Origin of the sequence: Ferrovum myxofaciens, assembly GCF_013181415.1 — a bacterium.
In the GTDB taxonomy this organism is placed as follows: domain Bacteria; phylum Pseudomonadota; class Gammaproteobacteria; order Burkholderiales; family Ferrovaceae; genus Ferrovum; species Ferrovum myxofaciens.
Genome location: NZ_CP053676.1, coordinates 1,809,125 through 1,820,816 on the forward strand (window position 1 = coordinate 1,809,125; position 11,692 = coordinate 1,820,816).

Consider the following 11,692-nt stretch of genomic DNA (forward strand, 5'->3'; position numbering starts at 1 on the left):
CTCAATACGCGGGAGGGGTTCCCCCCACACCGGCGGGCCAGTAATTTTCGAAGAGAACCTCATCGAGGCGCAGGCGTTGTCCCCAGCCCGTGCTTTCCAGCAAGGGGCGCGCATAGAATTCGTTGACCTGACCAATGCATAACAGGGCGACGGGACGGGCACCCGGGGGCAATGCCAGGAGTTGGGCGAGGTCCTTCGGATCGAAGAAAGAGACCCAGCCCAGGCCAATGCCTTCTGCACGGGCGGCCAGCCACATGTTCTGGATGGCGCATCCCACGGAGGCAAGGTCCATGTCGGGCAGGGTACGGCGTCCAAACAGATGTCGTTCTCGTTCGGGCATCAACACGACTGCCAAAACCTCGGCGCATTCCCCCAGACCCTCTACCTTCACTTTCAGAAAATCATCGGTGCGAGAGGGCAAGACTTGAGCCGTGGCCAGACGTTCCGCTTCCACCAACCGCCGGATGTTCTGACGTTGGGCAGGGTCCGTGATACGAATGAAACGCCAGGGTTGCATATAGCCCACGGAAGGGGCGAGGTGGGCGGCCTCCACCAGACGTTCGAGTAACCCGGCAGGCAAAGGATCGGGCAAAAAATGACGCATATCGCGACGTTCGCGCAAGGTACGCCAGAGCGCTTCCCGTTCGGTCGGCGTATAGGCGTGGGGCAGAAGGGTATCTTCACAGGGTGGCGAGACGGAAGTCATAGGGCTTTTCCCAGAAAAAATTGCGCAGCCGCACGGGGATTGGAAGGAAAATAACTGTGCAGATAGGTGGCTGTCAGACCCTTTGTGCAGTACACCGCTTCCCCTTCCTCGTTTCTGGCATTCTGAGCATGCGAGGTGGGAAGTAACGTTGTCTCGAAGCGAGAGTAATGAAAAGTATGGCCGCGCAATTCTCCCTGAGGGGTCTGCAAGGATTGTAGACCCAGGGCGACCAGGCGGGGTTGAACAGTGGCTTCGCCTGGAATGAGGCCCACCAGATCGGCACAGTCCCCTTCTTTCGAGGTCAGCCGTTGTGCCAGGTAGGTCATGCCACCGCACTCCGCCAGGATGGGTTTGCCGGCTTCATGGTGTTGACGGATGGTGGCCATGCAGTGGGAATGTGCAGCGAGAGACTTCAGATGTAATTCCGGATATCCGCCAGGTAACCACAGTGCATCGCAGGAGGGCAGGAGCTCTCCTTGCAGCGGGGAAAAAAAGGATAACTGCGCGCCCAGGGTACGAAGCAGAGAGAGGTTGGCGGGATACAGGAACGAAAAGGCGCGATCTTGGGCGATAGCAATGCGCAGGCCCTCCAGCCAACGCTCGGGAGGTGCCGAAGGGGTGGGGGCCGGGAAGGTTATGGAAGGTAACTTGTGGAAGCAGCGCAAGGTTTCGGGGAGAGCTTGGGCTGCATGGGTAAGGCGTGCCTTCAGGTCGGGCACTTCGGCGGCTTGTACCAGCCCAAGGTGGCGTTCCGGCAAGGTCAGGGCAGGATCGCGTGCAATGGAACCCTGCCAGGCGAGGGAGGTGGGTAAACTGGAAGCCAGCAACTGGGCGTGGTGGAGACTACCCACGCGGTTGGCCAACACTCCGGCAAAGTTGAGACGCGCATCATAGTTCTTCAAACCCAGGGCCAGAGCACCAAAAGTCTGGGCCATGGCCGAGGCATCCATGATCATCAATACAGGAAGCCCGAGGAGTGCGGCGAGATCTGCCGAGGAAGGAATGCCATCGAACAGACCCATGACACCCTCCACCAGAATCAGGTCGGCATCCTGGGCGGCTTCTGACACCTGCTGACGGCATGCTTCCTTACCCATCATGAAGAGGTCGAGGTTGAGCACGGGATGTCCGCTGGCCTCACTTAAAATCATCGGGTCCAAAAAATCCGGACCGGTCTTGAATACGCGAACCCGTTGCCCTTCTTGGTGGTGGTGCCAGGCCAGGGCGGCGGTGATCAGGGTTTTTCCTTGTCCCGAGGCAGGTGCGGCAATGAACAGGGCGCGGGTCATGGCCTAGAGGTCGATTCCCGGTTGCGCCATGATGCCCGCACGAAAGGCATGCTTCACATCGGCAATTTCGCTGACCGTGTCTGCAGCCGCACACAAGGCATCGGGGGCCGCGCGCCCCGTTACCACTACATGTTGATGGGCGGGCCGGGAAGCAATGACGGACAGGACTTCTTCCAGCGACAGATACCCATACTTGAACAGGTAAGTCATTTCGTCCAGAATTACCAGATGGATGGCTGGGTCGCTCAGGGCTGCGCGTGCCTTGTCCCAACCTGCTTGAGCTGCGGCAATATCCCGTTCCCGACTCTGGGTTTCCCAGGTAAAGCCCTCTCCGCATTGTTCCCATTGAAGGTTGGCCTGACGCTGAAAGAAGGTCTGCTCACCCGTGTCGCCCTTTCCCTTGATGAACTGGAATACGGACACTGTCATGCCGTGGCCTAGCGCCCGGGCGACCATTCCGAAAGCCGAACTGGATTTGCCCTTGCCATTCCCGGTCAGGACCAGAAACACCCCCCGCTGTTCACTGGCGCGCGCAATGGCGGCGTCCACCACAGCCTTTTTACGGATCATCCGTGACCTATGACGCTGGGAATGTTCATTTTCTTCACTCATTGAAACCCCCCCATAATAGACAACATCATGCGACACGAACCATGGGACTCAGATGAGTCAGGGAAATTATTCTTCAAACAGTTCAATGGGCAGACTATCACATTACCCCCGCAGGGCCACAGGTTACACTGCGGCGCGTACCTTAACACAAAAGTCTGTCCTTGACAGTCTGGTGTTATGTGGAACATATTCGCACGTGTAAGAAAGGAATAGAGTGAGGTAGCGATTTGAAAGTATTGAGTTGTGTGGTGCTGGAATTGACGCTGACCGGCATGTTTCCCGAAGATGATCGGTTCAATCTGTGGCATGGGGGATTGGGCCGAATACTGAAGCAAGATTTTCCCCGCGTCTTTGATCTGCTTTACGCGATTTCTTCCAATCAGGCGCGTGGTTATGCATTGATTCCGCCAACGTACCAGTTTCCCTGTTTGCGTCTTACCCTGATGGGTGAGATTGCCGAATACGCTGTGGTGTTGACTCAGGCGTTGATCCATTTAGGAACACAGGGTTTGTCCAGGGGCAGGTACCTTTTCGTCGTTGAGACTGCTCACGCCGTGGCGACAAACGAGGAGCGGTTTTTATATTATCGTCACGGAGAAGGTATTCTAGGCTGGCCCAATGCATGGTCAGCAGATGAACTATTTACGGGAGAAGAAACTGGGCGTGAGGATCTTTCATTCCTTCGACTGGAATTTTATACTCCCCTCCTTCTCAAGGAAGATAACCGACCTATTGATCGTGCTCCCCATTTCGACCTGATTGTGCGAAGGCTATTAGGGCGAATCAGTCAATTGGCTCATGCCATTGGTTCTGGCCTTCCTTATGCAGAGGAGCAGGCAGTGCAATGGCAGACACTGGCGGCAACTATAGAACTTATTGGTGTTGACCTTACCCCGGAACGGGTACAACGGCGCTCTGGAAGAACAGGGCAACAGATGGTATTTTCCGGATGGGTGGGGACACTGGATTATGCGGGATTACTGTCACCATTTCTGGGTTTGTTACAACTGGGTGGATTTCTTCAATTGGGAGGGCGCACAAGTTTCGGGTTTGGGGCTTATCGTAGCCATTGGGCTAGGTTGAATGAAGGCGTACAATCTCCATCTCGGATTTCTAATCAATGAGATGGCTTGCTGGATTTGGCATGGAACTTATTCTGAAATCTTCGGTGGTGACCGATGATCTATTTGCTCAACTCTCCTGTTCTTACGGCCTACGGGCTTTGGCGTTTCACCGGTCCCGTGAGTCGTGCTGAGGCCCGCGAACTGCTGAGAACTGGCTTTGTGTCGGCTATTGGCCATGAAGCATCAGCACGTTTTCTGACAACTCATCTGGGGATGGATATTCCCACCAACCGTACGACAGTCAATCTCTCATGTGGAGATCGGGCTCTGGTATTGCACCTGCACCAGCGTTTGCCTGAAAGTGTCATTCTGGATGAAGCAGCACTTGATCAAATGTCCTGGGAGTTATCTCTGTTGGTTCGACTGGAGTAAGTCTTTTCCTGATCTGAAAGCCTCCCGATATACTTTGTAAGTGGCTTAATATCCCATTGATTTGAAACCGTGGTCAATGAGATACTTGGCCCTTGGTTGTTGCTATAATTTCCACTGGTAAGGAGAATTCTCTTGTCCCTGCTGGCCTCCGTCCTGAGTGATGATGTATTGTTTAGTTCTTGGGAACGAGTGCGCCAGAATCAGGGAAGTGCGGGGGTGGACGGAGTGACTCTTGGACAGTTTGGAGAGAAACTTTTTGGCCGACTCATTACTCTGCGTTCTGACGTGGAGTCGCATCACTATCAGCCCTACCCACTCCTCGAAATACATATCCCCAAGAAGGACGGCAGGATGCGTAGGCTATGCATTCCTGTTGTGCGCGACCGCATTCTTCAAACGGCGGCGGCACAAGTTTTGACACCACTGATCGATGCACAGTTGGAAACGGCCAGTTTTGCCTATCGCCAGGGGCATTCGGTAAAAATGGCAGTAGTTACGGTGACGCGTCTGCGTGATCAGGGTTTCCAGTGGGTTGTGGATGCAGACATCACCTCTTTTTTTGACAACATTGATCACTCGGTTTTGCGCGCCAAACTGAAACGTACAGTGGCAGATTATAGTGTCTTCCCGCTTATTGAGTTATGGTTGGCGGCAGTAATCCAGCCACTTTCTGGGTCACCTTACCTGCTGGAAAAAGGGGTTCCTCAGGGATCACCCATCTCTCCTTTGCTGGCCAATCTGTATCTGGATGATTTTGATGAGAATCTTATGGGTCATCAGTACCGACTGGTACGCTTTGCTGATGACTTTCTGATTCTGTGTCGTGAACGCCAAGAAGCCGAAAATGCCCTTGAACTGACCACAGAGGTCATGAAGCAACTCAAGTTGGAGTTGCAACCAGACAAAACCAGGATTACTCATTTTAACGAGGGATTTCGTTTTCTGGGCGTAGACTTTATCCGCAACCTACTCAATCCTGTTACCCCAGGAGCGGAACCTTGGGTGATTCCTGACCACTATCCCGGTCATGAAGCCCATGATCGTGCTTTCCAGCACAGACATTTCAAAGATCAACCGGATCAAGAAAATACAACTCAAAAGTCTGATACTCAAGAGGTGGAAGGAGGAAAAGAAATCCGACCCTCAAAAGACAACACGAATAATGGTCGGACAATAACCCGTCGAACCTTGCCCGTGGAAAGTGATGAAGAACCGGAGGGTGAATGGGCTGTGGTGGAAGCGCCTCTGGACCCTCAAGTTCGCACCCTTATTTTGACGGGACAGGGATTATATCTGCAGAAAGAGAATGATCGACTTTTAATCGGAAAGCGCGGAGTTGTCGTGGAAACTGTGCCTTTCAATCTGTTGGATCAGATCGTTTTGCAGGGTAATCAGATGATAAGTTCGGCCGTCCTGCGTCATGCCGCCGGGGCTGGGGTGGAAGTGTTTTTTGCGGACCATCGCGGCACCTGTGTGGGTGCTCTGGATACCTTCCGTCATAATCATGCCGACCTGCACCGTGCCCAGTTTCTGCGCGATGAAGATGGCGCGGTCAAATTGATGTTGGCGCGCGCTTATGTACAAGGAAAACTGCACAATACCCGTGTTCTCTTGCGCCGTTATAATCGGCGTCGACAACTTGAGATACTGAAGGAAACTGATAATCAACTGGGCGATCTGATGAGACGTTTACCCACCACTCTGACTCTTGATCAGGTGAGGGGCACGGAAGGTCAGGGGGCACATGTCTATTTTACGGCTCTAAAAACTCTGCTTCCCGCAGAATGGAACTTTACCGGCCGGAATCGCAGACCCCCAGCCGATCCCTTCAACCTCCTGATTTCCTATGGCTATGGCATCTTGTTCAGCACGGTCATGACATTGGTTAATCGACGTGGACTCAACCCTTATCTGGGGGCGTTGCATGCTTTGCGTTCAGGGCATCCTGCTCTGGTTTCGGATCTGGTGGAAGAATTCCGTGCGCCCATCGTCGATACTGTTGCCCTGTATGCACTATTGGACGGCATACTCAAACCTCAGGACTTTGTCGAGGATGACCAGGATGGCTACCCTTGTCGCATGGAGGACAATGCCCGTAGAAAATACTTGACCCTTCTTCAAACCAAGTTTCGAAGTGCCATCCTGCATCCACGCATTCAACGGCGCATGGATTATCACCGCGCCATTCAGTATCAGGTGTATCACTATGCTCGCATCATGTTGGGAGAAGAAACTGTTTATGAACCTTTTATCCTGCGTTGAGCCAATATTGGAAAATATTCATGCGCCTGTGGATGATTTGTTATGACATTACCGATGACCATGCTCGCCGAGAAATGGAAAAGTTGCTCTATGGTTTTGGTGAGAAAGTCAATTTCACTGTCTTTGAATGTACTTTACAGGCCCGTCAATTTGATGCCCTATGGCAACGGATGGTAGCACTCATCAATGAGGGTTCGGACAGTTTGCGTGCTTATCCTCTCTGCACTTGGTGCGAGGAACGGGTCGCTTTTGAAGGACGCGGGCGTCGCCCTGGTTTACCTATTGACTGGATCATTTGATGTTGGTCGTTATTTGCTACGATATATTCGATGACCATCGACGCCTGAGAGTTATGCATGCCATCGAAGGGTACGGGTTCCGGGTGCAAGGCAGTGTATATGAATGTTATGTGGACCACCGGCGTTTTGGAATCCTCAAGACTCAAGTTGCCAAATTGATTGATCACGAAGTAGATCGAGTGCGATACTACACCCTGTGTGGACGGGATTATGACGACATCGTCATTCACGGCAAGGGGTTGCCCCCAGAAGATCCTGCCACCATCATTCTTTAACAATTTAGAACAAACAACAGTGGAATCGTCCGTCATTTGATTTTAAAGGAAATAGTGCATAGAATGTGCACATTGAGTTGAGCGAATGGGGAAAAGCATAGTTGCCGTCCGCAAACCTTCCCGCCAAGCCAATGACCACGGGCCTTCAAAAAGCCAGTATTTCATTACCCCGACTTCCTGAAGGGGATTAAGACTTCCACCTGTTTCCAAGCTACCATTTCTTTGAAATTTCATTACCCCGACTTCCTGAAGGGGATTAAGACGGATGTCTCCTTTTCTTGCACGGAGCAAGAAAAATTTCATTACCCCGACTTCCTGAAGGGGATTAAGACGTTTCGGCCACCCAGCCTCCTTCAGACCCATCGATTTCATTACCCCGACTTCCTGAAGGGGATTAAGACCGATCAAGATCGAAAGCAGCCTGAGACTCCTTGATTTCATTACCCCGACTTCCTGAAGGGGATTAAGACCCTGAGTCTGAGTGATCTCAACCTTTTCTTGCACGATTTCATTACCCCGACTTCCTGAAGGGGATTAAGACTCAGGATGGTATGAAATATAAAACCCTTGCGCATCAAATTTCATTACCCCGACTTCCTGAAGGGGATTAAGACGCGTTGCCGTACACCCAAGCCTTGCCGAACACCTATTTCATTACCCCGACTTCCTGAAGGGGATTAAGACCAACACTTCAGCTAAACACTCGTCCGGTACAGATTTCATTACCCCGACTTCCTGAAGGGGATTAAGACGTCAGACATTTCAACCTTTTCTTGCGCGGAGCAAATTTCATTACCCCGACTTCCTGAAGGGGATTAAGACTGATCAACCCAATCACCGTTGATCATTGCGTTTCATTTCATTACCCCGACTTCCTGAAAGGGATTAAGACGGAGCGTTCCTGTACGATTCTGACAGGACCATGGGTGACCTTGTGGAGTGGAGGTAAATCCATCTTGGATAACAGCAGTGACGTGAAATTAAAGGGTTGTCAGAAATTTAGAGTAGAATTTGTCACCGTGCGCGGTAACGGTGGGGAAAACCACCTGGAACCGAAGAACAGACTGATGAAATGGTGTCTTTCTTCAAGTTTCTGGATATTCTCCGGGGGTGTGATGAAATTTTCACCTCAATTTTTAATCTGTCCCTGTTAAAGTCATGAAAAAATCTATCCAGCAGTCCATTCCCTTCGAAGACCTCTTTTCGGAAGCGAATGAGGTACCTCAACCCACACGGGTAGTGGAGGTAGTGGTTCAGAGAGCCTTTGTAGGGAAGTCTCAAGGGGTATTCAAGAAACTGGTTCACCAGATCGATGAGAAGAAACAGATCTTGCGGCAGTGGCAGGAGTATAAGGTGCGTCATCGTCAGCGAGTGATGGATGAAATTCTCCCTCTGCAGCGAGACATCCATTCGGCTCAGCGTGAAATGGTCTTGTTCATTCATGATATTTTGCGTCCTGAAGGAAGAAAACCGCCAGGATTGCGTCTTGGAAAGGTGCAACAGCGCAAATTGACCCATGTGTTGCTGAATCTGGTGAATGGTTTGCTGGATGAAGTCCCCGATGATCAGGAACTGGAAGGCATTCATGACGAATACTCGGCCATGAGTCGTGAAGAAACCCAGACCTTGGAAGAGAAGCAGGATCGCCTTATTTTCGAGGAATTGTTTGGGGTGGATTTGAGTGATTACGACGGGGAAGGGGATCTGATGCACTTCGCCCATCAAAAAATCCACCAGCAGAAACAGGCCGATGAAGAAAAACGGGCGGAGCGACACCAGAAAAAGAAGGCGGCCAAGTCTGCAAAACAGAATTCGGAAGAGAAGCCTTCTCTGAGCAAGAAAGAACAGGAAGTTCAGGAGGCCAGTTTGTCCGTGAAGGAGGTATATCGAAAATTGGCCAGCACATTGCATCCGGATCGAGAGAAGGACCCAGTGGAACGGGTTCGTAAGACGGAAATCATGCAAAAGGTAAACCAAGCCTATGCGGACAATGACTTGTTGACTTTGCTCAATTTGCAGTTGGAGATCGAACAGATCGACTCGGATCATATCCTGATGTTGCCCGAGGAGCGTCTTAAAATTTATATCCGTGTGTTGCGCAGTCAACTCGGAGAATTGGAACAGGAAATTCAGGGCGAACTGCGAGCCTTCCTGGATACGGGACCTTACTTTGGTGCACTGACACCCGAGCGGATTGAACAGGAGTTTGATGCGGAAGTGGAACACATGAAGGGGATACTTTTTCAGATCCGGCGTGACCTGAAAGAATTTAATGACCCGATCATTTTGCGCCGGTGGCTCAAGGAGTTACTCACCCATAGGAATTATTTTGAGTAACCATGAGTGAGGGAACTTGATTCACACTGGCTTCAATTACGCCTCGTTCAGAACGCCCGGTTTTGACTTTGTTGTTGCTGTTTCTCCACCGCACTCTTTTGTGCGTCGATTTCTGCAGACATTTGTTGGTACGTGGATGTATCTTTGTAATCCAGGTAGGTGGTGGTATCGGGCCAGCCTCGTTTCACGTCAATGCGCATGCCTTGGGGAAGATTCCAGCGTGCATTCACGGGTCCCAAGTCCATATCTCCTTGTTCGGAAGAGGGTGGGCCATATTTGTTGCTGACCATTTTGATGACCTTGCCTACCAAACCTGTGTCTATGAATGCACTGAAGGTGTATTCCGCGAAGGCAAAGCGTTTGGTGGCTATGACATAACCCACAGACAAGTCACTGGCCCCTTCCAGTACGCCACTGGGGTTATATTGATCCACCCAATAATGGTCATTTTCTCGTTTTGGCTGCACCCCGGCTTTTTTGATGGCATCACGCAGTTGAGGGCGAGTGGCATTCTTCAGTGGTTGACCAAATAGTTCCAGAGTGGCCTGAGCATGGCTCAACGAAACGAACATCAGAGTGGACAGCAGCATAATGATTTTTTTCATGAATATCTCTCAGTGGATTAAGGTAGGCGGTCAGTGTACGGGATGCCCGCCCTTTAACAGGACATTGCAAAATTGCACTGCGCATCCTGTCGGGTATTGGGAGAGACCTTTAAGAAATTTCCTCGATTATGCTTGGGGGAAGAGATCATGACGGTGCTGGTCTGTCGTGTCTATTCTTTTTTTGTGTTTTCTGGTGGCGAATCAAGCTCAACGCCGATCAGGATTTTCCCCGATACGATGGCTTTTACTTTGACAAACTGGTTGGTTTCTATCTTTTTTCGTAAATCCTGTGGCAAGGTATTAAACAATTTCTTGCCTTCGGGTTGGGAAGCAGTGGCTTCCTGATTATCTTTTTTAACGGTGAGAGCCTCGGAGTTCTTGTTGTATGTTACCCGTGCGCCGGACCATTGTTGTTCGTTTGGAGTGACCTTTGGCGTTTCCTTACGGACCGCTGTCCCCTGAGGGGGGTGCCAGTTTTCTGGTTTGCATCGTCCGCTGGCAATGGCATAATCGGCAAGCACCAACTGTCCCTTCTGTTCCTTTTTTGATTCCGTAAATTCTTTTTTACTCAGACTCATGTGACGCAGTTCCATTTTCTTGGGCAGCCGGGTTGCCGAATCAGGATCTGCCATGGCCAAAAGATTGAGCAATTGTGTAGTGCAATTCCAGTCCTTCCCCTCTTGTTTTTGGGTGGCGTGTTTCATATGCTCAGTGAACAAGTCCATCCAGCTTTCGACCTGCTCCGAGGAAGAGGATAGGTTTTTGACTGGATCATTGGGAAAGAACTTGCATTTGGAATAATCCAGTGCCAGCGAAATCTGACCAAAACCAAAGGATTTTCCCATTCCCAAACCATGCCTTAATTGTTGGTTGTTACCCCAGGTCAGTGCCCACAGCAGAGCCCCCAGTTCCAGTTCTTTGAGATTGTGAAAAACAATACGGCCTGCAAACTGTATGTTTGAGGGTAAGGTATGGAGTTGAATTTGCACTTTGGAGTTATTTTTTTGCTCCGGGTCTAAAGGCTGGACTTTGGTTTGATCCAAGGGGCGGGTAGGATAACGTTTGTACCCTCGCAGGGTGGGAGTTGATGAATTGGTGGTTTCCAGGTAGGTGACATATTGACCATTTGGCTTCTTGAGTTTCCACGTCTCGGGGTCGGCATCTTTCTGGGTAAGGTAATTAGGGAAATAACTGGGCTTCGGACCATTCAGGATAGTCGGTGGCTGAGGCGTTGTTGAGGGATTGGATGAAGAGCAGAGCAAAGTTTCGCAACTGACTCGTCCCCGTAAGGCATCGGTGGGCTCGCTGCCCAAGGTGCGTATTCTGGTGAAGATGACCGGTGATTCTGGTTATCGTGACCGATGGTTAGGTCATGGGGTTACGCGCTTATATTGTACTGTGATCGGTCACGATGACTCGATATTTTCCTCCTTTTTCATGTTTTTCCCCCTGGCTTTTTGTCCGTTACTGCGTAACGGTCTTTCGCCTGCCTCCAGATATACATCCAATTCATCGCTACTTATCCCAGATAGGATCTTTTTCTCTTCTGCCACTACCAGTCGCTCAACCAATTCTCGCTTCGTTACGCAGTAACGGGACGCCAATCGCTGGACCGCCAGACTGGCTCCGGTCGATACCCACAGGTTTATACGGCGTTCACCATTCTCTCCCGCCTCACACCGACGCTTGCGGTAGGCGGCTTGCCTTTCTGCTGCAGTTGTCACATCCTTCTTCATTCTATTTCCCCTTCGTTACGCAGTCACAGAGACCGACTGACTTATTTCCGCTCAATTTTTCCGGGAGTTTCAATG

General features: G+C 50.9%; 12 protein-coding genes and 1 CRISPR repeat array. Of the genes, 6 read left to right on the forward strand and 6 right to left on the reverse strand.

Annotation, left to right across the window (positions count from 1 at the left end):
• Position 1 precedes the first annotated feature (1 nt).
• From bluB to cobO, 3 genes are read right to left on the reverse strand one after another with little or no spacing between them, the layout of a single operon-like run.
• A complete protein-coding gene (gene bluB, locus HO274_RS08765) occupies positions 2 to 706 on the reverse strand; it encodes a 5,6-dimethylbenzimidazole synthase (RefSeq protein ID WP_062187642.1) in 705 nt (234 codons plus the stop codon).
• On the reverse strand, positions 703 to 1,995 hold the full coding sequence (locus HO274_RS08770) for a cobyrinic acid a,c-diamide synthase CobB (RefSeq protein WP_031597683.1): 1,293 nt from the start codon (positions 1,993 to 1,995) through the stop codon (positions 703 to 705). The genes bluB and HO274_RS08770 overlap by 4 nt, the downstream gene beginning before the upstream one ends.
• A gap of 3 nt (positions 1,996 to 1,998) precedes the next feature.
• The gene (gene cobO, locus HO274_RS08775) at positions 1,999 to 2,607 is read right to left on the reverse strand and encodes a cob(I)yrinic acid a,c-diamide adenosyltransferase (protein ID WP_273118857.1); all 609 of its coding nucleotides are present in this window, start codon (positions 2,605 to 2,607) and stop codon (positions 1,999 to 2,001) included.
• 227 nt (positions 2,608 to 2,834) lie between these two features.
• Here cobO and cas6 point away from each other — a divergent pair, with 227 nt between their 5' ends.
• The 6 genes from cas6 to HO274_RS08805 all read left to right on the forward strand — a co-directional run bounded on the left by cas6 (position 2,835) and on the right by HO274_RS08805 (position 9,276).
• Positions 2,835 to 3,731, forward strand: coding sequence for a CRISPR system precrRNA processing endoribonuclease RAMP protein Cas6 (gene cas6 / locus HO274_RS08780; RefSeq protein WP_273118859.1), 897 nt, complete (start codon positions 2,835 to 2,837; stop codon positions 3,729 to 3,731).
• A gap of 54 nt (positions 3,732 to 3,785) precedes the next feature.
• A complete protein-coding gene (locus HO274_RS08785; protein ID WP_273118861.1) occupies positions 3,786 to 4,103 on the forward strand; it encodes an STIV orfB116 family protein in 318 nt (105 codons plus the stop codon).
• 132 nt (positions 4,104 to 4,235) lie between these two features.
• Positions 4,236 to 6,365: a CRISPR-associated endonuclease Cas1 gene (gene cas1 / locus HO274_RS08790; RefSeq protein ID WP_273118865.1), complete on the forward strand. Its 2,130-nt coding sequence runs from the start codon at positions 4,236 to 4,238 to the stop codon at positions 6,363 to 6,365.
• A 20-nt stretch (positions 6,366 to 6,385) separates the two neighbouring features.
• Complete coding sequence (gene cas2, locus HO274_RS08795; RefSeq protein ID WP_273118867.1) at positions 6,386 to 6,664, forward strand: CRISPR-associated endonuclease Cas2; 279 nt, start codon at positions 6,386 to 6,388, stop codon at positions 6,662 to 6,664.
• On the forward strand, positions 6,664 to 6,939 hold the full coding sequence (cas2, locus tag HO274_RS08800) for a CRISPR-associated endonuclease Cas2 (RefSeq protein ID WP_273118870.1): 276 nt from the start codon (positions 6,664 to 6,666) through the stop codon (positions 6,937 to 6,939). The genes cas2 (HO274_RS08795) and cas2 (HO274_RS08800) overlap by 1 nt, the downstream gene beginning before the upstream one ends.
• A gap of 158 nt (positions 6,940 to 7,097) precedes the next feature.
• Positions 7,098 to 7,831: a CRISPR direct-repeat array (repeat unit 36 nt; unit sequence ATTTCATTACCCCGACTTCCTGAAGGGGATTAAGAC).
• A 266-nt stretch (positions 7,832 to 8,097) separates the two neighbouring features.
• Entirely contained in the window at positions 8,098 to 9,276 is a 1,179-nt protein-coding gene (locus HO274_RS08805; protein ID WP_273118872.1) for a J domain-containing protein, read from the forward strand.
• Between the two features lie 47 nt (positions 9,277 to 9,323).
• Here HO274_RS08805 and HO274_RS08810 read toward each other — a convergent pair whose 3' ends face one another.
• From HO274_RS08810 to HO274_RS08820, 3 genes are all read right to left on the reverse strand, one after another.
• On the reverse strand, positions 9,324 to 9,881 hold the full coding sequence (locus HO274_RS08810) for a hypothetical protein (protein WP_273118875.1): 558 nt from the start codon (positions 9,879 to 9,881) through the stop codon (positions 9,324 to 9,326).
• A 170-nt stretch (positions 9,882 to 10,051) separates the two neighbouring features.
• The gene (locus tag HO274_RS08815) at positions 10,052 to 10,924 is read right to left on the reverse strand and encodes a hypothetical protein (protein ID WP_337954661.1); all 873 of its coding nucleotides are present in this window, start codon (positions 10,922 to 10,924) and stop codon (positions 10,052 to 10,054) included.
• Positions 10,925 to 11,287: 363 nt separating this feature from the next.
• Positions 11,288 to 11,617 carry a hypothetical protein gene (locus HO274_RS08820; RefSeq protein WP_197456570.1) on the reverse strand — a complete coding sequence of 110 codons (330 nt, stop codon included), beginning with the start codon at positions 11,615 to 11,617 and terminating at the stop codon, positions 11,288 to 11,290.
• Between the last annotated feature and the right edge of the window lie 75 nt (positions 11,618 to 11,692).